Annotated in this window: 23 protein-coding genes and 1 tRNA gene; 10 read left to right on the top strand and 14 right to left on the bottom strand. The window is 54.9% G+C overall.

What is annotated here, in order from left to right:
• The 6 genes from ACTRWH_RS13730 to ACTRWH_RS13705 form a co-directional block, all read right to left on the bottom strand.
• A partial coding sequence (locus ACTRWH_RS13730; protein WP_462826520.1) for a succinylglutamate desuccinylase occupies positions 1 to 938 on the bottom strand: 938 nt, incomplete at its 3' end.
• 38 nt (positions 939 to 976) lie between these two features.
• Positions 977 to 1,699 carry an ABC transporter permease gene (locus ACTRWH_RS13725; RefSeq protein WP_041333874.1) on the bottom strand — a complete coding sequence of 241 codons (723 nt, stop codon included), beginning with the start codon at positions 1,697 to 1,699 and terminating at the stop codon, positions 977 to 979.
• Positions 1,700 to 1,702: 3 nt separating this feature from the next.
• On the bottom strand, positions 1,703 to 2,407 hold the full coding sequence (locus tag ACTRWH_RS13720) for an ABC transporter permease subunit (RefSeq protein WP_462826519.1): 705 nt from the start codon (positions 2,405 to 2,407) through the stop codon (positions 1,703 to 1,705).
• 51 nt (positions 2,408 to 2,458) lie between these two features.
• A complete protein-coding gene (locus ACTRWH_RS13715) occupies positions 2,459 to 3,211 on the bottom strand; it encodes a transporter substrate-binding domain-containing protein (RefSeq protein WP_036208715.1) in 753 nt (250 codons plus the stop codon).
• Positions 3,212 to 3,348: 137 nt separating this feature from the next.
• Entirely contained in the window at positions 3,349 to 4,119 is a 771-nt protein-coding gene (locus ACTRWH_RS13710; protein ID WP_036208721.1) for an ABC transporter ATP-binding protein, read from the bottom strand.
• Positions 4,120 to 4,272: 153 nt separating this feature from the next.
• Entirely contained in the window at positions 4,273 to 5,031 is a 759-nt protein-coding gene (locus ACTRWH_RS13705) for an FCD domain-containing protein (protein ID WP_036208724.1), read from the bottom strand.
• A 250-nt stretch (positions 5,032 to 5,281) separates the two neighbouring features.
• On the opposite strand from ACTRWH_RS13705, the gene dctP reads away from it, so the two are divergent.
• The 8 genes from dctP to ACTRWH_RS13665 all read left to right on the top strand — a co-directional run bounded on the left by dctP (position 5,282) and on the right by ACTRWH_RS13665 (position 13,732).
• The gene (dctP, locus tag ACTRWH_RS13700) at positions 5,282 to 6,421 is read left to right on the top strand and encodes a TRAP transporter substrate-binding protein DctP (protein WP_085681955.1); all 1,140 of its coding nucleotides are present in this window, start codon (positions 5,282 to 5,284) and stop codon (positions 6,419 to 6,421) included.
• Positions 6,422 to 6,519: 98 nt separating this feature from the next.
• Complete coding sequence (locus tag ACTRWH_RS13695; RefSeq protein WP_036208727.1) at positions 6,520 to 7,233, top strand: TRAP transporter small permease subunit; 714 nt, start codon at positions 6,520 to 6,522, stop codon at positions 7,231 to 7,233.
• Positions 7,230 to 8,768 (top strand): TRAP transporter large permease, encoded by a 1,539-nt coding sequence (locus tag ACTRWH_RS13690; protein ID WP_051946996.1) that lies wholly within the window; start codon positions 7,230 to 7,232, stop codon positions 8,766 to 8,768. The genes ACTRWH_RS13695 and ACTRWH_RS13690 overlap by 4 nt, the downstream gene beginning before the upstream one ends.
• A gap of 19 nt (positions 8,769 to 8,787) precedes the next feature.
• Positions 8,788 to 9,213, top strand: a complete 426-nt coding sequence (locus ACTRWH_RS13685; protein WP_007153417.1) for a GlcG/HbpS family heme-binding protein — start codon at positions 8,788 to 8,790, stop codon at positions 9,211 to 9,213.
• Between the two features lie 39 nt (positions 9,214 to 9,252).
• Positions 9,253 to 10,725 carry an FAD-linked oxidase C-terminal domain-containing protein gene (locus tag ACTRWH_RS13680; protein WP_228210132.1) on the top strand — a complete coding sequence of 491 codons (1,473 nt, stop codon included), beginning with the start codon at positions 9,253 to 9,255 and terminating at the stop codon, positions 10,723 to 10,725.
• Entirely contained in the window at positions 10,718 to 11,782 is a 1,065-nt protein-coding gene (gene glcE / locus ACTRWH_RS13675) for a glycolate oxidase subunit GlcE (RefSeq protein ID WP_228210133.1), read from the top strand. Before ACTRWH_RS13680 ends, glcE begins: the two co-directional genes overlap by 8 nt.
• A gap of 197 nt (positions 11,783 to 11,979) precedes the next feature.
• Positions 11,980 to 13,188 (top strand): glycolate oxidase subunit GlcF, encoded by a 1,209-nt coding sequence (glcF, locus tag ACTRWH_RS13670; protein WP_462826518.1) that lies wholly within the window; start codon positions 11,980 to 11,982, stop codon positions 13,186 to 13,188.
• 94 nt (positions 13,189 to 13,282) lie between these two features.
• Positions 13,283 to 13,732, top strand: a complete 450-nt coding sequence (locus ACTRWH_RS13665; protein WP_228210135.1) for a DUF4124 domain-containing protein — start codon at positions 13,283 to 13,285, stop codon at positions 13,730 to 13,732.
• A 6-nt stretch (positions 13,733 to 13,738) separates the two neighbouring features.
• Here ACTRWH_RS13665 and ACTRWH_RS13660 read toward each other — a convergent pair whose 3' ends face one another.
• The 3 genes from ACTRWH_RS13660 to ACTRWH_RS13650 all read right to left on the bottom strand — a co-directional run bounded on the left by ACTRWH_RS13660 (position 13,739) and on the right by ACTRWH_RS13650 (position 15,647).
• Positions 13,739 to 14,710: a calcium/sodium antiporter gene (locus ACTRWH_RS13660; protein ID WP_228210136.1), complete on the bottom strand. Its 972-nt coding sequence runs from the start codon at positions 14,708 to 14,710 to the stop codon at positions 13,739 to 13,741.
• Positions 14,711 to 15,145: 435 nt separating this feature from the next.
• Entirely contained in the window at positions 15,146 to 15,412 is a 267-nt protein-coding gene (locus tag ACTRWH_RS13655) for a type II toxin-antitoxin system RelE family toxin (protein WP_228210137.1), read from the bottom strand.
• Positions 15,357 to 15,647 (bottom strand): type II toxin-antitoxin system Phd/YefM family antitoxin, encoded by a 291-nt coding sequence (locus ACTRWH_RS13650; RefSeq protein WP_228210138.1) that lies wholly within the window; start codon positions 15,645 to 15,647, stop codon positions 15,357 to 15,359. Before ACTRWH_RS13650 ends, ACTRWH_RS13655 begins: the two co-directional genes overlap by 56 nt.
• Before the next feature lie 149 nt (positions 15,648 to 15,796).
• Here ACTRWH_RS13650 and ACTRWH_RS13645 point away from each other — a divergent pair, with 149 nt between their 5' ends.
• Together ACTRWH_RS13645 and ACTRWH_RS13640 are read left to right on the top strand one after the other, a co-directional pair.
• Positions 15,797 to 16,204, top strand: a complete 408-nt coding sequence (locus ACTRWH_RS13645) for a hypothetical protein (RefSeq protein WP_228210139.1) — start codon at positions 15,797 to 15,799, stop codon at positions 16,202 to 16,204.
• Positions 16,205 to 16,293: 89 nt separating this feature from the next.
• The gene (locus ACTRWH_RS13640; protein ID WP_228210140.1) at positions 16,294 to 18,138 is read left to right on the top strand and encodes an AAA family ATPase; all 1,845 of its coding nucleotides are present in this window, start codon (positions 16,294 to 16,296) and stop codon (positions 18,136 to 18,138) included.
• Between the two features lie 93 nt (positions 18,139 to 18,231).
• On the opposite strand, the gene ACTRWH_RS13635 is transcribed toward ACTRWH_RS13640, so the two are convergent.
• From ACTRWH_RS13635 to ACTRWH_RS13615, 5 genes are all read right to left on the bottom strand, one after another.
• Positions 18,232 to 18,651 carry a hypothetical protein gene (locus ACTRWH_RS13635; RefSeq protein WP_228210141.1) on the bottom strand — a complete coding sequence of 140 codons (420 nt, stop codon included), beginning with the start codon at positions 18,649 to 18,651 and terminating at the stop codon, positions 18,232 to 18,234.
• A gap of 85 nt (positions 18,652 to 18,736) precedes the next feature.
• Positions 18,737 to 18,812 (bottom strand) — tRNA-Phe (locus tag ACTRWH_RS13630).
• Between the two features lie 106 nt (positions 18,813 to 18,918).
• Positions 18,919 to 19,191 carry an oxidative damage protection protein gene (locus tag ACTRWH_RS13625; RefSeq protein ID WP_036208753.1) on the bottom strand — a complete coding sequence of 91 codons (273 nt, stop codon included), beginning with the start codon at positions 19,189 to 19,191 and terminating at the stop codon, positions 18,919 to 18,921.
• Positions 19,192 to 19,243: 52 nt separating this feature from the next.
• A complete protein-coding gene (gene mutY / locus ACTRWH_RS13620) occupies positions 19,244 to 20,308 on the bottom strand; it encodes an A/G-specific adenine glycosylase (protein ID WP_228210142.1) in 1,065 nt (354 codons plus the stop codon).
• A complete protein-coding gene (locus tag ACTRWH_RS13615; RefSeq protein ID WP_228210143.1) occupies positions 20,305 to 22,506 on the bottom strand; it encodes an AsmA family protein in 2,202 nt (733 codons plus the stop codon). The genes mutY and ACTRWH_RS13615 overlap by 4 nt, the downstream gene beginning before the upstream one ends.
• Positions 22,507 to 22,671: the final 165 nt, after the last annotated feature.

Here is a 22,671-nt window from a genome sequence, read left to right as displayed (position 1 = left end):
TCGCCTACCGTGTAGCGGGTGTTATTGTCTTCCCAGATGACCGTGCCCGGGTCGTACATGGTGAAGTTGGCGACGTCGTCTGGCACGTGGAATTGGAAGCTGTCGCCGGTGTTCAGAATTTCGTGCACGACTTCAAACACGGTTATCGGTGCTGCTCCCCTGTCTCTTTTCGGCGGCTCCTCGCCTTTCAGTCGTCGCCGCAGGGCACTGGCAATGCCTGTGAAGCGGCTGAGGTCGTTCTGCCCGAAAGGCCGTGCCTTGCCAAGTTCCACGGTGAAACTCTCGGCCCCCAGTTCGGACGAGGAAAACGAGGCAAAGGTGGTGCCTTCACGGTGCTGCAATAGCAAGGTTTCTACTTCCGCCTCCAGCAGGAAATCAATCTGCCCATCCGGAATGTCCCGTCCCTCAACAAACGGATAGAGTGCGAACTTCTCCCGCAATGACGGGCGAATGGCGGTGTGCAGGTCGTAGTGGCACACATTGGCAGAGTGCCTGGTGGCGAAGGCCCTGCAGGCGTCCTCCAGCAACCGGGCTCTTTCCGCCTCGGGAAATTTCCGGTATTCCGGTTTACGGTGGGCGCCACCGAACAGGCGGTTGAGGTTCACGTCAATAAAGCGCTGGCCAGCATCCATTGCTTTTGGGTTGCCAAGAATCAACAGTGCCGGGCAGGCCAGTTGCCATTGGCCATCGATCAGTTCATTCAATAGATGATTCAGAACCTCAATGGGGGCGGTTTCATTACCATGGATGCCAGCGGAAACAATCAGCGATTCATGGTTGGGGTTGGGGCGGCCAGCAGGGGGTTCCAGATAGAGGAGCCCTGAGTCCTGCAGCTGCAACCCCGTGCCGTCTTCCAGAACAACAATCTTTTCAGATGTTGCGTGCTCTGTTCGTGTGAGCGTGTGAGAAAGCCAATCAAGGCCAGGACCAAATATCATTTCACCTGCGCTCCGGACTTCCCTGCACTATGGATTTGTCAGCCACTCACCGGCCGTTGATGTTGCAACAGATAGTTTTCCAGCTTGCGGAAGGCGAATACCAACATGAAAGTCAAAGCCATGTAGAGCAGCGCCACAAAGATAAACGCATCAAAGGGGGCGTAGAATCGGGAATAAATGTTCCGCGCCGCCCCGGTCAGGTCCACCAGAGTCACCACGCTGGCAATGGCACTGGCGTGAAGCATGAAAATGACTTCGTTGGAGTACGCCTGCACACCCCGCCTCGCCGCGCTCGGCAGGATAATCCGGCGCATCCGCAGTGCCCAGCTCATGCCATAGGCCTTTGCCGCCTCAATCTCCCCACTGGGTGTGGCCACAATGGCCCCCCGGATGATCTCCGTGGTGTAGGCCGCGGTGTTCAGGGTGAAGGCCAGCAGGGCCGGGTAGAAGGCTTCACGGAAGATGTCCCACCAGAAGGTTTGCTGGATACCCTCTATCTGCGCCAGGCCGTAGTAAATGATGTACAGCTGGATCAACAACGGTGTGCCCCGGAAAATATAGGTATAGAACCAGACAGGGCCGTTGATCAGTGGGTTCTTCGAAGTGCGCATGATAGCCAGGGGAACGGCAACCAGCAGGCCCAGGATCAGTGACAGAAACACCAGTTGAACGGTGGTGACCAGCCCGCCCCAGTATTCCATGATCGTGGGGCCAGTGAAGATATCGTTCTGATTCAGTAGTTCAGCAAGAAACTCAGGCATGGTTCAGCTCCCCTGTACCACGCCAATATTGGCGCGCTTGTTGAGCCACTTGATAAACAGCTCGGAACCGGCTGTCAGGCTGAGGTAGACAAACGCCACCGGAATAAAGAAATGGAACGGCATGCGTTCGGCCTTGGCGGCTTCTTCTGCGACGCGCACCATGTCGGTCAAGCCGATGATTGAAACCAGTGCGGTGGTTTTTAACAGTACCTGCCAGTTGTTGCCGATGCCGGGAAGGGCGTGGCGCAGCATTTGCGGCAATATGATTCGGTGAAAGGTACGCCATTGGCTGAAGCCATAGGCGCGGGCCGCTTCAATCTGTCCGCTCTCCACTGCGAGAAAGGCACCACGGAATGTCTCCGCCATGTAGGCACCAAAAATCAGACCAATGGTGATGACGCCAGAGATAAAGGGGTCAAACTGGAAGAAGAAGTCTATGTCGTAGGCGTCGTAGAGATAATCTGACAGGTTGTTCACAGCGACCTGACCACCGTAGTAAAACAGCAGCATCATGACCAGATCCGGTACGCCGCGGATCAGAGTGGTGTAGGTGGTCGCAATCCCAATGGCTACACGGCTTTTGGACAGCTTGGCGGAAGCGCCAACCAGCCCCAGAACCAGCGCGAGAGCAAGGGAAAAGAAGGCCAGTTCAATGGTGACCACAGCCCCTTCCAGCAGGGCCGGGCCGTAGCCTTTCAAGTCAATCATGGGTACATCCGGTAAGCGGGGGCAGCAACAACCGCTGCCCCCCAGCCAGTTTTACATCTTGATGTCGTAAGCGAAGTACTTATCCATGATGGTGTTGTAGGTACCATCTTCCTTCAAGGTGGCAAGCGCCTCGTTTACTTCCTGCGCCAGCTCCTCGTCACGCTTGCGCATGGCAACGCCCACGCCCTGACCGAGTTTGACCGGCTCGCCAACTTCCTTGAAGCCATCCTTGCTCAGGACGGTCTGCTCGCCAACCGGGTAGTCCACAAAGACCACGTCCAGGCGCTGGCCTTCCAGGTCAAGGACCATGTCGTCAGCGGTGGTGTAGCGCTTGATGGTCACAACGCCACCCATTTCTTCGGTCACAAAGGTATCCATGGTGGTGCCGCGCTGTACGCCAACGGTCATTCCTTCCATGGCGGCCATGTCGGTGACGTCGGTGTTGAAGCTCTCGGGGCCGAACCAGCCACCCGGAGTGTTGTAGTACGGCTCGGAAAACAGTACACGCTCAGCACGCTCGGGCGTAATGGACATGGAAGACATGATCAGGTCGAACTTGCGTGCCAGCAGGCCCGGAATCATACCGTCCCATGCCTGGATGACGAATTCGCAGTTGGCGTTCATCTCTTCACACATGGCTTCGGCCAGTTCCACTTCAAAACCGGTCAGCTCGCCGTTTTCATCCTTGTATTCGAACGGCTCGTAGGGCACGTCGAAGGCGATGCGAAGGTTACGTTCCTGGGCGTGGGCGACACCGGCCATCATGGCCAGGGCGACGCTTGCTGCAACAATCAGTTTTCTCATGAGTCACTTCTCCAGTAGTCAGCCTTGTGGGCATTATTATCGGCAATGATTTGCCTTATTTTGCTGGTTTTGGCGTTTTCTTCCGGGGCGGATATATGCCCCGATAAGGAAACATGGTTTCAAGATAGCACTGCACGTCAGAACTTGGGAGCCAGAAACTGCTTCATCCGTTCCGAGTCCGGATTGTCGAAGACTTTGTCCGGTGTGCCTTGCTCCTCGATCACGCCCTGATGCAAAAACAGGACCTGGGATGACACGTCCCGCGCAAACGACATCTCATGGGTCACCACGATCATGGTTCTGCCTTCTTCCGCGAGGTTCTGCATAACCTTCAGCACTTCGCCAACGAGTTCAGGATCAAGGGCGGAGGTGGGTTCGTCGAACAGCATTACTTCCGGTTCCATGGCCAGGGCCCGGGCAATGGCCGCCCGCTGCTGCTGCCCGCCTGACATCTGGGCCGGGTAGTAGTCCTTGCGCTCATAGATGCCCACCTTCTCAAGATAGGCTTCGGCCCTTTCGATGGCTTCTTTCTTGGGCACCTTGAGCACGTGAATAGGAGCTTCAATGATGTTTTCCAGAACGGTCATGTGGGACCAGAGATTGAAGCTTTGGAAGACCATGGAGAGCCGGGCGCGAATCAGTTCCACCTGCTTGTTGTCCGCCGGAATGCGCTCGCCTTTGCGATTGGTGGTGAACCGAATCGGGTCGCCATGCACGATAATGTCGCCGGAGGTGGGCGTTTCGAGCATGTTGATACAGCGCAGAAACGTACTCTTACCGGAGCCGGAGCTGCCGATCAGGGAAACGACATCCCCTTTCTTTGTTTCCAGTGAAATGCCCTTGAGGACTTCCAGTTGATCAAAGGTCTTGTGGATGTCCTTGCAGATCAGAGGCGCTGAATCCGCCATAGGTGGCTCCCGAGGCTATATAACAAAGGCGCAAGTTTTACGGGCTGTGGATGCGGAAATCAATCCCCCTAAAGCGGGGTTTTGCCGTTTTTTACCACACATACCGCGTGTTAATTGTGGATTATTGAACGTTTGATGCAAGCTTTTTGCCGTTTACGCCCGTTGTGAGGGTTTTTCCGGTGTTGCCGATGCGTGCAGGGAAACCCGGATAATGGCCGTTCCCTGTTGCTCGATCGTGCGCATGGCGTCACTGACAAAACGCACATGGGCCATGGCGATGCGCTTTGCCGCCTCGGGCTTTCCCGCCATCACTGCCTGATAGATTCTCTTGTGCTGCCGGGAAATCTTGTTGCGCATTTCTTCACGCGGGTTCAGATTGGCCACGGAGGCTTCCACGGTTAACAGCATGAGGTTCTTCAACCCGTTCAGTACATGCACCAGGACCGGATTGTGGGACGCTTCCACGATGGCCTGATGGAAACTGTGGTCTGGCCGGGCGTTGGTGAGTGGGTCGGTCTGTTCGAGTGCGGAGTAAGCCTTGGTGATGCGATGAAGGTCCAATGCGGTCGCCCGTTGTGCGGCCAGGTAGGCGGCCTGGCCCTCCAGCTGCTCTCTTACTTCCAGCAGGTCATACAGGGTCCGTGGGTGGCCGGTAAACATCTGTAGCAGCGGGCTGTCCTCGCCGTCCTCTTCGCCGCCGGGCACAATTCGGGCCACGAAAGAGCCCTTGCCATGCCGGGTCTCAATCACGCCCCGCCCCTGCAACTCGTGCAGGGCCTCGCGGATGATGGCGCGGGACACGCCAAGCCGGGTAGCCAGTTGTCGTTCCGACGGCATTTTCTGTTCCGGCGCCAGCCCGCCGTCGAGAATGAGCCGTTCGAGTCGATAGGAAATTTCCTGTGCGATTGCCATGATGTTTCCTGCCAGGAGTCACTGGTCGGACCAGTTGTTTTTATCGTGCCTTGAATTAAAGAAACCCTTTCGGGACCAGTAAATATGGCTCATTACAGCGTTTTCGTCTATCTGGCATTTACAAAACTGGTCTGACCAGTTGGCAATCTTCTGGACTAAACCCGGCAGGACTACGAATATCGATTTAATGCCAGCTGTTGCTGGTGTTGACGTGACCCCCGATAAAAACAATGTCAACGGAGATGTGGCGATGAATACCAACAAGAACAGCGAGCAATTAAGCGCTCCGGATACTCAGGCTGGAAACGTTGCCCCGCGGCGAGGTTTCCTGAAGTCATTCGCACTTGCCGCTGCCTTCTGCGGTGTGGCCATTGCAGGCGCTGGCCAGGCCCAGGCTGCAACCACCTGGAAGATTCAGTCAGTATGGGATGCTGGCACCGTAGGCTATGACCTGTTCGAGGAATGGGCCAACAGCATGGAGGAGAAATCCGGTGGCGAGCTAATCATCAAGCCGTACCCGGCCAAGTCGGTTGCCGCGGATAACAACGCCCTTTTCGAGGCGGTGCGCAACGGCGTTCTGCAGGGCATGAATCCCTTCACTCTGTACTGGTCCGGAAAGATTCCGGCCTCCGTTTTCCTGTCGTCCTACCCAGCCGGTCCCGATCAGCCTCACCAGTGGGACATCATGTTCTATTCCATGGGCATGCTGGAAAAGACCCGTGAGATCTACAAGAAATTCGGTCTGTTTTACGTGGGCCCAATCCAACACGACGCCAACATCATTCACTCCAAGAAGCCGGTTAACAGCCTGGCGGATATGGAAGGAATGAAGATGCGTGTGCCCGGTGGCATGGTCGCTGAGGTGTTTCAGCAGTTTGGTGTGTCCACGGTGAGCCTCCCGGGTTCGGATATCTTCCCGGCTTTGGAGAAGGGCACCATCGACGCTGCTGACTACGTCGGCCCTGCCGTGAACTACGAGCTGGGTTTCTCCCAGGTGACCGACTACATCATGTTCGGGCCTCCTGGTGTTATGTCCATCTACCAGCCGGTGGACCTGATGGACCTGACCGTCAACCTGCGTGCGTGGAATGCGCTGGATCCAGAGCTTCAGCAGTTGGTTGAGGACGAGGTTCGTATCTACTCACAGAAGCACTACCTGACCATTCAGAAGCGCAACATTGAAGCGATGGAGAAGTTCAAAGAGGATGGCTCGAAGGTGACGCGTCTGAGCCAGGAAGACCTGGAAAAGTTCCGGAAGGCTGCGATCCCGATCTGGTTCAACTGGGCTGGAAAGAACGAGGATGCCAGGGCGATTCTGGATATCCAGCTTGAGTACATGATGAACGAGACCGTTGGCTACCTCAACGAGGAAGACATCAAAGGCATGTAAGCCGGCATAACCATAATAAACCGATCACGGGGAAGGCAGGGAGTGCGCCGATGGCACGCTCGCTGCCTTCCCCGCTCTGTGATTAAAGGTGATAAAACATGTCTGACCTGAGTGCGTTCGGCTTTGTATTGCCTCACTGGTTCTACTGGGGCTGGCTGGCGGTCATGCCGCTGATCATGATGGCGCTGGACCGTTGGTTGTCCCAACGGGGTGTGAAAGCCATCGACAAAAATGCCGAGGCCAACCAGAAGCTTCAACAGATTGAAGCGGAACTGAAAAAAAGCGTTGATTACAGTGATGCGAGTAACTGGTTCACCAAGGCGGTGGACTGGATCAGCGAGAAATCCGGTGTCTTTATTTCCTTCTGGACCGTGAACGCGGTGGTGTTCTATTTCTTCGAAGTGGTGATGCGCTATCTATTCAACCAGCCCACCATCTGGGTACACGAGGCCAGTTTTCTACTGTTCGGCATGCAGTACCTGATGGCGGGTGCGTTTGCATTGCTTCACGGTGCCCATGTGCGGGTTGACGTGGTTTACAACTTCCTGCCACTTCGGGGCCGCGTGGGCATGGATATTTTCACGTCCATGTTCTTCTTCATGTTCGCGATTGCGTTGATGATTACCTCCTGGACCTTCCTTGAGAACTCTTATTCCATGGACGAACGAACCGTTGAGACATGGGGCATTCAGTACTGGCCGGTGAAGGGCGTTATGCTCCTCGGGTCGACGCTGCTGTTCCTGGCGGGCCTGTCCAAACTGCTCAAGGACATCACTATCTTCATTAAACTCGGCCGGGAGCAACACGCATGAGCACAGAGACCATGACCAACCAGGGCACGGGTTCGCTGATCGGCAAGCTCGGCACCTGGCTGATGATCATCGCCACGATTGCCCTTGCTTTTGTCGTGCTGGTGGAAGTCATCAATATCCTGTTTTATGACCCCTGGAGCGACGAAAAATTCCTGTTCAAGCTCTCCGGCATGCTGTCGGATGTGAAGATTGGTCCGCTGACCTACATCATGTTTGGCTCCCTGGCGGTGCTGTTGATGATGGGGCTGCCGCTGGCCTTTGTGACCGGTGGCCTGGGCGTGGCGTTTATCTATCTGGTGGGCGACTCGATGATGCTGAACATCATCCCCAGTCGAATCTTCCCGATGATGACCAACTCGGACCTTGCAGCGATCCCCCTGTTCATCTTCATGGCCTCCATGCTGGAACGGGCGGGCCTGATCGAAGAGATGTTCAACGTGGTCTACAAGTGGATGGGCGGCCTGGGTGGCGGCCTGGCCATTGCCACCATACTGGCGTCCACGATTCTGGCCGCCATGGTCGGGGTTATTGGTGCGGCCGTGGTGACCATGGGCATTATTGCGCTACCGGCGATGCTCAAACGCGGGTACGACCAGAAGATCGCGTTGGGCTCGATCATGGCCGGGGGCACACTGGGCATCCTGATCCCGCCTTCCATCCTGGCGATCCTTTATGCGGTTGTGGCGCAGCAGTCAGTAGGTGAGTTGTACCTGGGCTCAGTGATTCCGGGGCTGATTCTGGCTGGCCTGTACGTGATTTATGTGGGTACCCGCGCGTGGCTCAATCCGGAACTCGGGCCGCCAGTGCCGGAGGAAGAGCGGATTGGCCTCAAGGAAAAACTCCTGCTGCTGAAAGACCTGATCGCCCCACTGGTACTGGTATTCCTGGTGCTGGGCTTACTGTTTGGCGGTGTTGCGACACCCGTTGAGGCGGCCGGTATCGGTTCTTTCGGGGCGATCCTGGTGGCCATGAAACACAAGGTATTCTCTGTCGCCACACTGCGCGATGCGTCGGTCACCACCGCCAAGGCTTCGGCGATGGTGCTGTGGATCATGTTTGGTGCATCGGTGTTTGTCGGGTTCTACATCCTGCAGGGTGGTCAGGACTTCATTACCGAAACCATCCTCGGTATTGGTCTGTCGCCCTACGCCGTTCTGCTGTTGTTGATGGTGCTGCTGGTGGTGCTGGGCATGTTCCTCGACTGGGTGGGTATTCTGCTGCTGGCTGTGCCCATTTTCATTCCGATTGTCGAGGCGCTGGAATTCCCTGGCCTGCTGGGTTTCCCGGCCGTGCCCGGTGAGGACGTGGTGCTGTGGTTTGGTGTGCTCTATCTGGTGAACATGCAGATGTCGTTCCTGAGCCCGCCGTTCGGCTACGCACTCTTCTACATTCGGGGCGTGTGTCCGCCGGATATCACCATGGGCACAATCTTCAAGTCGTCACTGGTATTTCTTGCTATTCAGGCATTCGGTTTGTTTATCTGTGTGCTCATTCCGGGCGTCGTTACCTGGCTGCCCAATCTGGTTTATGGCTAATAAAGAGGAGTAATTGCTCATGTTGACGGTTAAACGACTTGATCTGGCGGACGCCAGAATACTCATCGAAGGCGCGGCGGAGAAGGCGCGCGAGATCGGCGTACCCATGTGCATCGCCATCACCGACGAGTCCGGCAATTTGATCGCGTTCGAACGCATGGACGGCGGCAAGATCACCAGCGTGACCATTGCCCAGGACAAGTCCTTCACCGCATCAGCGGCGAAAAAGGCGACACACGATTACAACGCCGTGAACGTACCCGGCAAGCTGGCTTTCGGCATTCATACCGAAGTGGGTGGGCGTATCAGTTCTGTCGGTGGTGGCCTGCCGGTGATGGTCGATGGCGAGGTTGTTGGCGGTATCGGTATCAGCTCTGGCACCCCCCAACAGGATATGGACTGTGCCCAGGCAGGGATTGATCACTTTGAAACCAAACGCGGTTGATGGCTGTCTCACTGAAAGCCATGACTCCCAGAGAATGATATGAACAGCAAACCGAAAATCAGCGCAGCGGAGCTGGCGGAACAGTTCCGTGCGTTCATAGACCCGGACTTCGTCATTACCGATGACGAAACCATGAAACCCTATGAATGCGACGGTATGTCGATGTACTGCGAGATGCCAATGCTCGTGGTGCTGCCGGAGACCGCCGAACAGGTGCAACGGGTGATGCGCATCTGCAACGAGCACGAAGTGCCGGTTGTGGCCCGTGGTGCTGGAACGGGCCTGAGTGCCGGTGCCATGCCGCACAAGGAAGGCGTGGTGTTGTCGCTGGCCAAGTTCAACCGCATCCTGGACATCGATCCGCTGGCGCGAACGGCCTTACTGCAACCGGGTGTGCGTAACCTGGCGATCAGCGAGGAGGTTGCCCAGTACGGTCTCTATTACGGGCCGGATCCTTCCTCCCAGATTGCCTGCACCATTGGCGGCAACGTGGCGGAAAACTCCGGCGGCGTGCATTGCCTGAAATACGGTTTGACCGTTCACAACATTCTCAGCGTGGAAATGATCACCGCCGAGGGAGACCGGGTGACCGTCGGCAACGACGCTCTGGACGCCTGTGGAATGGATCTGCTGGCGTTGATGACCGGCTCTGAAGGGTTGCTGGGCATCGTCACCAAAGTGAAAGTAAAACTGCTGCCGAAACCGGAGATAGCCCAGGTGGTGATGGCCGGCTTCGACAGTGTGCAGAAAGCCGGCGATGCCGTCGGCGGAATTATCTCCCATGGCATCATCCCCGGCGGCCTGGAAATGATGGATGGCCATGCGATTATTGCGGCTGACGATTTTGCCCAGGCAGGTTACCCGCGCGAGGCGAAAGCATTGCTTCTGTGCGAGGTGGACGGCACCGAGGAAGAAGTCCATGAACACATCGAACAGGCCGAGAATGTGTTCCGAAAACTGGGCGCTACCTCGGTCAAAACCTCCCAGAGCGAAGAGGAGAGGGCGCTGCTCTGGAAAGGCCGTAAATCGGCCTTCCCGGCAGTGGGCCGTATCTCGCCGGATTACTACTGCATGGACGGCACCATTCCGCGTCGGCACCTGGCGCACGTGTTGCTGGAAATGGAGAGAATGTCCGAAGAATTCGGCCTGCGGGTAGCCAACGTATTCCACGCTGGCGACGGCAACCTGCACCCGCTGATCCTGTTTGATGCCAACGTGCCCGGCGAGTTTGAGCGCACCGAAGCCTTTGGCAGCAGCATTCTCAACCTTTGCGTGGAAGTGGGGGGCTGCATCACCGGTGAACACGGCGTGGGTGTGGAAAAAATCCGCCAGATGGCCATACAGTTCAACGACGAGGAACTGCAGCAGTTCCACGACGTCAAATCGGCGTTCGATCCGGCTGGCATTCTCAACCCTGGCAAGGGCGTCCCGGCCCTGCGTTTCTGTCAGGAATACCGCTCACTCGAGCACAAACAACACAAGCACGACACGGTGGACGCGGCGCATGGCTGATCTGTCTCAAAAGCTGCAGGAGCAGGTTCTCCAGGCCCGCAAGACGGGCCAGAAACTGAATATCGAAGGCGGTGGCACCAAGGCCTTCATGGGGCGGGCCGCCGACGCTGATGCAGGCTCTCTGAACATGGGCGAGCACACAGGCATCGTTGAATACCATCCTGTGGAACTAATATTGACCGCACGTGCCGGCACCACCCTTGCGGAAATCGAAGCCACCCTGGCCGAAGAAGGCCAGTGCCTGCACTTCGAACCGCCCAGGTTTGGTGATGGTTCCACGCTCGGTGGCACGCTCGCGTGCAACCTCTCCGGCCCCGCACGGCCCTGGTCCGGCTCGGTACGGGACCAGGTGCTGGGCATCCGCCTGCTCAACGGCAAGGGTGAACACCTGCGCTTTGGTGGTCAGGTAATGAAAAACGTGGCCGGCTACGACACCTCCCGGCTACAGGCCGGTGCCATGGGCACACTGGGCGCGATCACCGAAATCAGCCTCAAAGTCATGCCCAAACCGGCGATGTCCGTCACCCTGGTGCAGGACATGGCGATGGACGAAGTCATCCACTACATGAACAGCCGCGCCAAAGAGCCCAAGCCCATCACCGGCGCCGCCTGGGTGGACGGCAAGGTGTATCTGCGCCTCGCGGGCGCCAAATCCGCCGTGGAGGCCACCGCCGAAAAGTGGACCGGTGAAGTCATGGAGCAGGGTGACCAGTTCTGGCAACAGCTACAACACATGCAGCACGAATTCTTTGCCGGTGATGAACCGCTTTGGCGCTTCTCCGTCGGCTCCACCGCCGAAAACCCGGACCTCGATGGCCCCTGGCTGATCGACTGGGCTGGCTCCCAGCGCTGGTATCGGGGCGAAGCCGACATCGCCAAACTGGAAACCATGGCGCAACGCGCCGGCGGCCAGGTAAGCCTGTTCCGCGGCGGGGATCGCACCGATGAAGTGATGCACCACCAGCCAAGGGCGCTAAAAGAAATTCAGCAACGGCTGAAAAAGTCGTTCGATCCCGACGGTATTTTTAACCCGGGCCGACTTTATAGCTGGTTGTAACAATCAGCTCCGGTATCTCACAGGAAACTGAGCGGGCCTTCTGAGATGCCGGGGAAGTGAGTGGTGGCCCTTTTTCTGAAACTGTACGGAGCCATGGATGGCGGAGTCCAAGCGTCACATGGATGTGCCGAAGGAGCGTGTTTCAGAAAAGGGGTTACCGCTCACTTGTGCTCCAAATCAAAAAAAGCAGGTAAACAATGCAAACCAATTTAGTCCAACAATTCGCCAACACCCCAGAAGGCCAGGAAGCCGAATCCATCCTGCGTGCCTGCGTACATTGCGGCTTTTGCACCGCCACCTGCCCAACGTACCAGGAACTGAACGACGAACGCGACGGCCCCCGCGGTCGCATCTACCTGATGAAAATGTTCCTGGAAGGCGAAGAAGTCACCGAAAAATCCCGTGAATACCTCGACCGCTGCCTCACCTGCCGCAGCTGTGAAACCACCTGTCCTTCCGGTGTGAAATACGGCCGCCTGGTCGACATCAGCCGAGGCCTGATGGAACAGGAAATGCCACGGCCACCCAAAGAGCGCTGGATACGCTGGTCGCTGGCCCGGGTACTTCCCAACCGTCGACTGTTCGGCTTCCTGCTACGCATGGGCCAACTGTTCCGCCCGGTACTGCCATCCGTATTGCGCACCAAAGTACCGCCCAGAAAAAAGGCCAGCCCCTGGCCGGCTGCCAGCCACGACCGCATTGTGCTGGCCCTTGCCGGTTGTGTTCAGCCCTCCGCCACGCCGAACACCAACGCCGCTGCCGCCCGGGTGCTCTACAAACTGGGTGTCACCATGGTGGAAGCTCCGGAAGCCGGATGCTGTGGTGCAGTGAACCATCACCTCTCGGAACATGATCAGGCCTTCAACGCCATGCGCCGCAACATCGACGCCTGGTGGCCCGCCATCGAAGCTGGCGCCGAGGCCATCATCATGACCGCTTCCGGTTGCGGGGCGATGGTTCAGGAGTACGGCCATCTGCTAAAGGATGACCCGATGTATGCCGCCAAGGCGCAGAAAGTCAGCGACATGACCATTGACCTAGGCGCTTTCCTGCTCAAACAGGACCTGGAAAAACTGAAGGTACCCCAGGGAGCCGGTAAGGTCGCTTTCCATTGCCCCTGCACCCTGCAGCACGCCATGCAGCAAAACGGCGTGGTAGATCAGGTATTGCGCAGGGCGGGCATTGATCTGGCTGAAACCAAGGAGAAGCATCTGTGCTGCGGTTCCGCCGGCACCTACTCCATTCTCCAGCCCAAGTTAAGCCAGCGCTTGCTGAACAACAAGCTCAAGGCGCTGACTGTAGACAATCCTGACCGCATCGTCACCGCCAACATTGGCTGTCAGATGCATCTGGAAACCAAGGCTCAGGTGCCAGTTCAACACTGGATTGAGTTGCTGGATGCTTGATCTGTGGGCCAGCCGTCATACTGGCCCTCTCACTCGCACGCGGTTTTGTTTATAATGCCCGCGCCGACACACAAACCACAGGGAGTGGAAACCAATGCCATGGAGGCAGGCCGCAGTCTTTGTATTGCTCGTTATTCCCGCCATCTCATCAGCCCAAAAAATGTACACCTGGGTTGATGAACAGGGGGTTGCTCACTTTACTGACATAAAGCCCGGTGTACGCGAACACAAACGCGTTGAGCTGAGGACGCCCTCGCTGATTCCCATGCGGGAGAACATCACCCGGGGCAAGCGGGTGAGCACCATCAACCAGCAGGTGAATCGTAGCCTGGAAGCGGGCAACGGTGGCGGGCGAACGTTATCCGACAAACAGGAAGCCCGCGAGCGTGAGCGTAAGAACGTCCGCTGTAAGGAGTATCGGGAAAAGCTGGACCGCATCCAGAAGCAACTGCGGGCCGGGTACTCCAACGACCAGGGCAACCGCCTGCGGCGACAGCGCCGGGAAGTTAGCCAGAAGCTCTCGCGGGAGTGCCTGCTTGGCTAGGCCCGGTCAGGATGTGAACGTGGTTGAGATCAGGTAGACGGTGTAGCCTACGAAACAGGCGAGTAAAAGCCCGCCCTCCAACCGGTTAATCCGTCCCGGCCCGCGAAAGCCATAGCCCAGTATAAACAGCGACAGAGTCAGCGCTGACATCACCGCGATATCCCGGTAGAACACCTCTGGTGCCACTGCCATCGGGCTGATGGTGCCGGCAATGCCCACAACCGCCAGGGTGTTGAACAGGTTCGAGCCGAGAATGTTGCCAAGGGCAATGTCATGCTCACCCTTGCGCGCCGCGATAACCGACGACGCCAGTTCAGGCAGGGAAGTTCCCACCGCCACAATGGTCAGCCCGATGATCAGGTCGCTTACGCCAAAGCCAAGCGCCAACTCAACGGCGCCCCAGACCAGAATCCGCGAGCTCACGATCAGCAGCAACAGGCCCGCAATCAGCCACAGCACCGCGTTGCGAAGTGGCATGGAGCAATGGCTCATTTCTTCCGCAACCTCCGTGCCCAGGGCATCGTTTTTCTGAGTCATACCCTGGCGGATGGACCAGGCCAGCAACAGGAAAAACACACCCAGTAGCACCAGCGCATCCACAAACGTCAGCTCGCGGTCCCACACCTGCCAGGCTGCCAGTGCCGTCACAGCGGTGAGTATAGGCAGCTCCTTGCGCATCACCTGCGAGTGAACCGCAATCGGGCTGATCAACGCCGTAATACCCAGGATCAGGGCGATGTTGGTGATGTTTGAGCCATAGGCGTTACCCAGTGCCAATCCCGGATTCCCCTGAGTGGCGGAAAGGGCAGACACCACCATCTCCGGCGCCGATGTACCAAAACCAACCACCACCATGCCGATCAACAGCGGTGGCATGCCAAAGTATCCGGCCGTGGCCGCAGAACCCTCAACAAACTTGCCGGCGCTCCACACCAGAACGGTGAGGCCGATGGCGATAGCCAGAAACGAAAGAAGCATGGATGGTTCCCTGAAAAATGGCGCTGTTGGCAGTGGTGTTAATGATGTAAGTCATTCTGGTTTCAGAGAATGTTAGACGCAAATATGAGCGTTGTTATCTCAGCAGTTATGCGGATGGAGCGGTAGAGGATAAAAGCAGGTATTTTCCCGTGTGTGGCAACACGCATTCGGGTTCGGCGAGAAAAAGGCACCGGTCTCGTTTAAGCCGGCGGAGCAAAAGTAGGGCGGCAGAAACAACAAAGCCCGCACAATGGCGGGCTTTGTCAGAATTCTTAATGGTGCCCGGAGGCGGAATCGAACCACCGACACGGGGATTTTCAATCCAAGTACCAAGCGACACAGTAAACCACAGTACTGCATAATCAATCATTTACGCGATTTCCGAACCACTGAAAGCCACATAAAACCGCGATTGCGTGGACGCTTCGTTGACACTTAGAAGTCTTTATAAACGGTATCCCTGCGGGCAACTGTGACCACCGTAACGACCACTTTTCCGTCGTCAATATGGTAAACCAGGCGAAAGCCTTGAGATCTGAGTTTGATCTTGTAGAAGTCGGAGGAGCCCTTCAACTGGTGTTTCGGAATTCTTGGATTTTCCAAGCGTCGTTCCAGGATCTTCAGGAACTCCGCCTGGATAGTAGGGTTAAGCTTGTTCCACTCCTTGAGCGCTTTTTTCTTGAATTGCAGCTCGTAGCTCATCGATAGTCACCGGTACTGATTCGTCGTCCATACGCTTGCGTGCCTCCTGTAGAAGCCGGTAATCCTCTAGCTGCTCTTGCATAGCTTCGAACGTTTCAACCGGCACCATATAAGCCCTGGGCTTGTTATGGCTCAAAATTACGACCGGCTCGCCGTTAGCCTGATTGAGCACCTCGTTCGGATTAGCTTTCAGCTCCGAAATAGTGGCCGCAAGCCTCGCAAAAAGGCTCTTCATGTCTGTGCTCCGTGGTTATCTGTTTTGGTTAGCCTTATTTTTAGATCTAATTTTAAGTCTTAAAAAAGATCTTTTCAAGTTGGTCTTTACGGATGGACATCGAAGTAGAGGAATGGCTAAATTCATGTTGGTATTCAAAGGAGTGAATGATGTCCTGGTTCAAGATCTTTTCTGCAGTCGTCGTTGGCAATATCGTTTCCTGGGCAATAATAGTAATTATCGGTTTCTTTCTGTCTTTCGCCATCATGGGAGCGGCTATGGAAGAGATCTTTGGTGGTCGTCCTACATTCAACGCTCCGCCCAGCTCAGCACAACAACCATCCAGGAGCTCTACCGTATCGCCCAATGATTTCTTAGCTGATCAGGCAAGACAGGAGCAGCAGCGCCTGGAGGAGAGCCGACGTCAACAAGCTCGGAATCGCACAGATCCGAGTGTGATTCGCACCAACAAACAAATGTGCGAGTTCTGGACTGAGGAATTCAGGAAAGATGGGGTCGAGCAAAGCCGAAAATACCGTGATGCTGCTTGTTCACGTTACCGCGAAAGCCTTCATTGATAGCCGGCCATAAAGAGTTCATTGTAAGACATTTTAGGTGAGAATCTTTCAAGGCTTTCGCAAAACATTGAATATTGGTGACACATATTATGACATTCTTCTTCGATAGTATGACTTGTTCCGAAATCTCTGATTATCACGCCCTCAGTGATTCCGGCAGGATTGAGTTTAATAGGTTTACCATATTCATTGGGGCTAACAATTCTGGGAAAAGTCGACTTATTAGAAAATTATTTTCCGCCGATTCAGGTGATCTTAGAATATGCTCCTCCGTACTTAGTAATGAGTTGAAAGATAGTCTAGGATCTATGATTAATTTTATATCTAAAGATAAAGCAAATAAATTTTTTAAAGGAGCGGACGCCTTAGAAATTGCGACCGGAGATTTCGTATTAAGGAATAAAGTGTCAGAGTTTATTAATAAATATAATAAGTTCTGTGACTTCGTGAGGTCTGACGATCGTTTAGATGGATCGGTAGCAGAAATAGAGGTTTCAGATCAACAAAGAGCGAGATTTAAAAGTGATCCAACTTGCCCAATGGTTAAGCTTGAACCTAGTTGGTCAACTTTAGCTAATAATTTTGGAAGATTTTATCTTCCAGCATTGAGAGGAATGCGACCATTAGATAAAGATAATGATTTGTTCAAGTCGCGGACAATCGCTGATTATTTTTCTATTCCAGGGTTTAATGCTGAAAATGTTATAACAGGATATAATTTATATGATTTGCTTGCTCGATTTTTGTTGGGGAAGCCCGGCCAAAGGGAGGTTATAAAGCGTTACGAGAAACTTCTCGGAGACCATTTTTTTAATGGCAATGAGGTTACGTTAATACCACAGTATGATGGTGATACGGTAGCTGTGAAAATTGGGGACGAAGATCAATTTCCAATATATGATCTTGGTGATGGGCTGCAGCAAGTTATAATAATTACATCAGCTGCGTTTTTAACGGAAGAGTTCTCTGTTTTTTTCGTCGAAGAGCCTGAGATTTTTCTGCACCCTGGCCTTTTGCAAAAGCTAGCTGTTTTTTTACTTGAGTTCACAGACCACCAATTTGTTGCTGTCTCACACAGTAATCACCTTCTTGATCTTGCCGAGTCAAGGAATGATGTGTCAATAAACAAAGTTAAAAAGGAGAGGAATGAAGGTGGCCTCAAATTTCTAGTTGAGTCTAAAGAACAAGATCAAGAAATATTGGAGGCCCTTGGCGTCACTCCTTCCTCTCTTTTTTTGGCTAATAGTTCTATTTGGGTAGAGGGTATTACTGATAGGCTATATCTGCGTCGATTTATGCAAAAATATATAGAAGAGTTGTCAGACGACGCTGAAAAATCTCTCCTAAGTTCTTTGTCTGAAAATTTCCATTACACTTTTGTGGAGTATCAGGGTGCAGCTCTGAGCCATTGGAGTTTTTCCAAAACTGGTTCTGACGGAGACAAAAATGACAACTTGTCTGCCCTAAAGGCTTCCTCTAATATTTTTCTGATAGCTGATGGTGACATTAAGAATAAAGGTGACAGAGCTGATAGGCTTAAAACCAGTCTTTCTGAAAAATTTTATATCCTTGATTGCAAGGAAATTGAAAACTTGCTGCCTCTGGATGTTTTAAAGGGAACTGCAGCTAATTTTTATGAAACTAAAAGGACGAAAAAGGATTTCGTGAATATTGATGGCCTCGAAAAGCTAAAGTATGAAACTTATAGCAACTCCCTAAGAGATGGGATAGGAAGGTTCTTGGATCGTGCTTGCGGTGTTCCAAAAGAAAGCAGGTTTTTTTCAGAAGACAGTGGAACGATTAAGAACAAGCTTCGGTTTTGTAAAATTGCGCTAAGCGTTATGGATGAAATCGAATGGGATCTTACCGATGAGGTTCGAGATATTTGTTCAGCTATTTTTGAACATGTCAAGAGTTGTAATTATCTGAGCTGATTCTATTTAATTTTGAAAAAATAACATTTTATGAGATGCGCCCATCTATCTCCCTCACATATCGATAAGGTACTGAATTACGCCTGTCTCTGATTAATTGTTTAGATTAATGTTTCCGTGTGTCAGTTCTTCCAATGGCGGTAGGCGATCCATCTCTGCTGCTTCAAGGTCTTTTTGTAGATCTTGATACAATTCTACGAAGTCTTCCTCCCTCACAGAGTTAAGGGGGAATGATTGATTAGCTCCATCGAAATCAAAGACCCTTGGTACACTTTCTGTGAAAAACTGGATGCAGTCTTCTTTCGGTATTGCTGGTGAGTAATTGTTCGTTGAATGTCTGACATGACAGAGCATGAATTTGTCATTCATTGCTTTTTGATCGATTTCCGAGAGAGCGATCTTCGTGCCTTGTGAAAGATAGTTTCTGTAGACTGTCGTGGCTCCTAAACCAAGTGCGATTCCGCCGATTGCGGTACCGATTATCCAGTATTTGATTTCACTTGCAGAGATCATTTTCGCTCTTAAATCGTTTGTGGACACTTGGTGGACACCAGAAACAACAAAGCCCGCACAAGGCGGGCTAAGTCATTGAATCTGATGGTGCCCGGAGGCGGAATCGAACCACCGACACGGGGATTTTCAATCCCCTGCTCTACCGACTGAGCTATCCGGGCGTGTTGCGGTGCTGCTGCAACGGGGCGCTATTAAACCGGTTTAGGTTGCCTGAGTCAAGGCCGTTCCGGGAAAATTTTGATAGGCGCTTCCACAAGTTGGGTGCGCCTACTTCTCTGGTGGTACATAGCCCTCAGCCTTATCGAACGGCTCGTTGTTGAAGAAGCGTTCCATCTGCGCCTGCAGGTACTTGCGGGTGTTGGGATCCATCAGGCTCAGGTGTTTTTCGTTGATGAGCATGGTTTGCTGGGCCTGCCACTCTTCCCAGGCTTTCTTGCTGACGTTTTCGTAGATGTCTTCGCCTTTCTTGCCGGGCATGGGGGGGAAGTCCAGCCCTTCGAGTTCTTCCTGGTATTTGCGACAGAATACGGTGCGGCTCATGTCTGCTCCTGTTTGGAGGTGGTGTTGCTGAATCTGCTGGGATGATAACAGATCAAAGCAAGAGGGTTTGTTCCGGCGCGGTCAGCAGTGTGCGAATGGGGGCCGGCAGGCCGAGGGTAAGGGCCTGGTCCCGGTGGACCCATTTGTAGCTGTCCCGATCATTGATGTGAGCGGGGCTTTGTACGGTGAGCCGTGCCGGCTGGATATGAAGGTGGTAATGGCTGAAGGTGTGCCGAAAGCCGCTGGTGAGTTCCGGTTCGCCACAGTGGAAGCCGAAGGCCTGTTCGCAGGCGTCTGGCAGTTCTTCCGGGCCGTAGGCCGGGTCCAGTTCCGGAAGGCTCCAGAGGCCGCCCCAGATGCCGCTGGGAGGCCTGCGTTCCAGCAGGATGCGCCCTTGGTGATCTTCCAGTATCACCATCCAGGTGGTTTTTTCGGGCTTGGCTTTCTTCGGCTTTGAGCCGGGGTAGAGGCTGGTTTCGTTGTTGGCATAGGCGTCGCACCCGTTCTGTAGTGGGCAGTTGTCGCACGCTGGACGGCTGCGGGTGCAGACCATGGCGCCCAGATCCATGATGGCCTGGGTGTAGTCGCGGATGCGTGCATCGGGCGCGTGTTCTTCAGCGCGCTCCCAAAGTTGGTTGAGCACGTCGGTTTTACCCGGCCAGCCGGGGATGGCGTGGTAGCGGGCCAGTACCCGTTTCACGTTGCCGTCCAATATGGCTGCCCGTTGCTGGAAGGCCTGGGCAAGGATGGCCGCCGCGGTGGAGCGGCCAATGCCGGGCAGCGCCTGGAGTTGTTCCAGGTTGCCGGGAAACTCGCCTCCGTGCTCGTTGGCCACCTGTTGCGCCGCTTTCTGGAGATTGCGGGCGCGGGCGTAGTACCCAAGGCCGGACCAATGGCTGAGAACGTCATCCACCGGTGCAGAAGCGAGCGCTTTCACGTCTGGAAAGCGCTGCATAAAGGCTTCGAAGTAGGGAATAACAGTGGTCACCTGGGTTTGCTGCAGCATGATTTCCGAAACCCACACGCGGTATGGGTTCCGGTCATGATGCCAGGGCAGGTCGTGCCTGCCGTTTTCGTCGTACCAGGCGAGAAGCTTTTGGGCAAAACCGTCGTTCATTGACCGAACAGGCCCTTGAGGGCGTCTTTCACCTTTTCGCCACTCTCTTCACCCAGCTTCTCTTTCAGTTTTTCGGAGACTTTGTCTTCCGCTTTGGATTTGGCCTCGTCCACTTTTTCGCGCGCCTTGGCTTTGGCAGCGTTGGCGGCAATGGTCTTCAGGGTGTCGCGGAAGCGTGAGCCGTCGAAGGAGCAGAGGCCGGCCGGGTCTTCCGCGAAGTCGCCGCGGCACTCAACCGGGATCACCACGTTTTCCACGTATTCGGTCACTCGGCAAGCTTCGTCCCGGTGGATCTCGCCCACGATCCGCAGGCCAACTTCGTAATCCAGGTCGGAAGCAGCCAGGTCCACCGTGCCGTCGCCTTCCAGTCTCATGCCGGCGAGGGCAGCCACAAGGTCCGTGTTGTTCAGGGTGTTGCCGTCAATCTTGAGGGTGCCCTTCATGTCGTTGAACGGCGTGCTGGTGCCCCAGTCTGATGTAGAGAGGCTTTCCTGGTTGGCCAGTGCAATGCCCTGGCACGCCATGCGCGTGAGGTTCATGCGGGTGAACTCACCCTCGGCCAGGTTGAAGTTGATGTCGCCTTTGGCGTTGCTACGCAGGGCGGAAATGCGATTGCCTGTGGTATTCACATCCACGGACAGGTTGGCGCCACCGGCAAGCATGTCCACTTCGGCAAGGTCGGTCAGCAGTGGCAACGTCTGTACGTTGTTGACCTTGGAACCGATGCTCCACTTCGGATTGTCGGTGCGGGCATCCAGGGTCACTTTGGCGCCGAAGGAGCCTTCGTACAGTTTGCCGCTGAAGTCCTGCACTTCCAGCACACCATTGCGTGCGGTGATCACCGATTTGATTTCCTTGATGGTGAGATTACTGACGATCAGTTCGCCCAGCCCGAGATTGATATCCAGTGCTAGCGAACGGAGTGTGTCCAGGGGCAGCAAGTCGCCTTCTTCCGCCGGGGCGCCACCACCTTGCGGGGCTTCCTCGGCGGCGGCATCGGTTTGTTCCTCACTGGCAGGCGGCAGATAGCGGTCGGCATTGATCGCGTCGCCCTGGAGGTTCAGGCCAATACCGCTGTTGGCCAGGGCGTAACTGGCACTGCCCTGGAAGGTGGTGTCGTCCAGGCTGATGGTCAGGTCGCTGAGTTCCACGGTGCCGGCGGGGCCACCGATGTTGGTGGAGAAAGCGATGGCCTTCATGACGTCAGGGTCTTCTGTTTCGATGGCGGGTTGGCCAAGGGCCGCCAGAAGCGCTTTGAGGGAAAATTCGTCAATGCTGAGGCTGCCTTCGAGTTTCGGCTTGTCGCCAAAGCCGTTCACCGTCAGGTCTGTGTTGAGCGTCAGGTCGGCCAGGCTGGCGGTAAAGCCATTAAGCGTGGCGGTTTCGTTTTCCAGATTGGCTTCCAGGGAGCCAGCTATTTCGGCGCGAACGGATTCGCCGCCAAAAGGCTCGCCGTTCATGTCGAAGATGGCTTCCAGGTCGGACACGCCAAATTCGTTTAGCGCTTCATTGGCGGCCAGGCGGGCACTGATGTCGCCCTGAACTTCAAACTGCGGCTGGTTGGTGGCGAAGCGGAACGAGACGTCCAACGGGAAGCTTGAACCCAGGGTGATCTCGCTGGCGTTTACGGTGAAATCTTCCAGGGTAAATGCCTGGCCCGTGCCCTTGTCTTCGTAATGAACGCGGGCGTTGCTGATTTCCACGCTCTCTACGTTGAAGTTCAAGGGCTCGCGGGCGCCGCTGCTCTCTGGCTGTTCTTCAGCGGTTTCGGCTGGCGCGGCGGGTTCTTCCTGCTGCGGCTGTTCTTCCCCTTCCGGCATGATGCGGGTCCAGTTACCGGTGCCGTTGGCATCAACGGACAGGTTGGCGTCCAGCCCGCTCAACAGGAAAGTATCCACCCGGGGCGACATGGTTATCAGGGACCAGAAGCTGACCTGAGCCACCAGTTGGTCAAGCTTGACCAGGCGTTCGTCTTCCAGGGTGGCCTCAACGTCGTTCAGTTCCAGGCCTAGTGGGATGAAAGACCAGCCAATATCCCCGGCCAGTATCAGGTCCAGATTGGTCTTACTCTCGACCACTTTCTCAATCTGTGGCTTGTAGGTGTTTGGGTCAATAACGGCGACCGCGATAGCGACGGCGGCAACGGCAAGAATGAGCAGGCCAACGATGGCAAGAGCCACATAGCGAACAGCTTTCATGATTTTGGCGTCCTTCCGTTAATTCGTGTCCGGTAACTGGGCTTGTGATTAGCCCAAGGATAACCCAGGGGTAACAAAATAAAAGCCTGAGTGTATGACAATACGTTAGTGATCAGCCAAAATAGGCACCTTATTTCTACACAACGATATAAAGCGCGTCTTACA

This window comes from Marinobacter sp. G5_S1_61_S3 (genome assembly GCF_054968585.1).
This window is presented reverse-complemented; position numbering and strand designations above follow the sequence as displayed.

Bases quoted from the DNA above. Each gene is read 5' to 3' on its own strand.
- ACTRWH_RS13725 (WP_041333874.1), bottom strand. From the start codon at position 1,699: ATGCCTGAGTTTCTTGCTGAACTACTGAATCAGAACGATATCTTCACT.
- ACTRWH_RS13720 (WP_462826519.1), bottom strand. From the start codon at position 2,407: ATGATTGACTTGAAAGGCTACGGCCCGGCCCTGCTGGAAGGGGCTGTG.
- ACTRWH_RS13715 (WP_036208715.1), bottom strand. From the start codon at position 3,211: ATGAGAAAACTGATTGTTGCAGCAAGCGTCGCCCTGGCCATGATGGCC.
- ACTRWH_RS13710 (WP_036208721.1), bottom strand. From the start codon at position 4,119: ATGGCGGATTCAGCGCCTCTGATCTGCAAGGACATCCACAAGACCTTT.
- ACTRWH_RS13705 (WP_036208724.1), bottom strand. From the start codon at position 5,031: ATGGCAATCGCACAGGAAATTTCCTATCGACTCGAACGGCTCATTCTC.
- dctP (WP_085681955.1), top strand. From the start codon at position 5,282: ATGAATACCAACAAGAACAGCGAGCAATTAAGCGCTCCGGATACTCAG.
- ACTRWH_RS13695 (WP_036208727.1), top strand. From the start codon at position 6,520: ATGTCTGACCTGAGTGCGTTCGGCTTTGTATTGCCTCACTGGTTCTAC.
- ACTRWH_RS13690 (WP_051946996.1), top strand. From the start codon at position 7,230: ATGAGCACAGAGACCATGACCAACCAGGGCACGGGTTCGCTGATCGGC.
- ACTRWH_RS13685 (WP_007153417.1), top strand. From the start codon at position 8,788: ATGTTGACGGTTAAACGACTTGATCTGGCGGACGCCAGAATACTCATC.
- ACTRWH_RS13680 (WP_228210132.1), top strand. From the start codon at position 9,253: ATGAACAGCAAACCGAAAATCAGCGCAGCGGAGCTGGCGGAACAGTTC.
- glcE (WP_228210133.1), top strand. From the start codon at position 10,718: ATGGCTGATCTGTCTCAAAAGCTGCAGGAGCAGGTTCTCCAGGCCCGC.
- glcF (WP_462826518.1), top strand. From the start codon at position 11,980: ATGCAAACCAATTTAGTCCAACAATTCGCCAACACCCCAGAAGGCCAG.
- ACTRWH_RS13665 (WP_228210135.1), top strand. From the start codon at position 13,283: ATGCCATGGAGGCAGGCCGCAGTCTTTGTATTGCTCGTTATTCCCGCC.
- ACTRWH_RS13660 (WP_228210136.1), bottom strand. From the start codon at position 14,710: ATGCTTCTTTCGTTTCTGGCTATCGCCATCGGCCTCACCGTTCTGGTG.
- ACTRWH_RS13655 (WP_228210137.1), bottom strand. From the start codon at position 15,412: ATGAGCTACGAGCTGCAATTCAAGAAAAAAGCGCTCAAGGAGTGGAAC.
- ACTRWH_RS13650 (WP_228210138.1), bottom strand. From the start codon at position 15,647: ATGAAGAGCCTTTTTGCGAGGCTTGCGGCCACTATTTCGGAGCTGAAA.
- ACTRWH_RS13645 (WP_228210139.1), top strand. From the start codon at position 15,797: ATGTCCTGGTTCAAGATCTTTTCTGCAGTCGTCGTTGGCAATATCGTT.
- ACTRWH_RS13640 (WP_228210140.1), top strand. From the start codon at position 16,294: ATGACATTCTTCTTCGATAGTATGACTTGTTCCGAAATCTCTGATTAT.
- ACTRWH_RS13635 (WP_228210141.1), bottom strand. From the start codon at position 18,651: ATGATCTCTGCAAGTGAAATCAAATACTGGATAATCGGTACCGCAATC.
- ACTRWH_RS13625 (WP_036208753.1), bottom strand. From the start codon at position 19,191: ATGAGCCGCACCGTATTCTGTCGCAAATACCAGGAAGAACTCGAAGGG.
- mutY (WP_228210142.1), bottom strand. From the start codon at position 20,308: ATGAACGACGGTTTTGCCCAAAAGCTTCTCGCCTGGTACGACGAAAAC.
- ACTRWH_RS13615 (WP_228210143.1), bottom strand. From the start codon at position 22,506: ATGAAAGCTGTTCGCTATGTGGCTCTTGCCATCGTTGGCCTGCTCATT.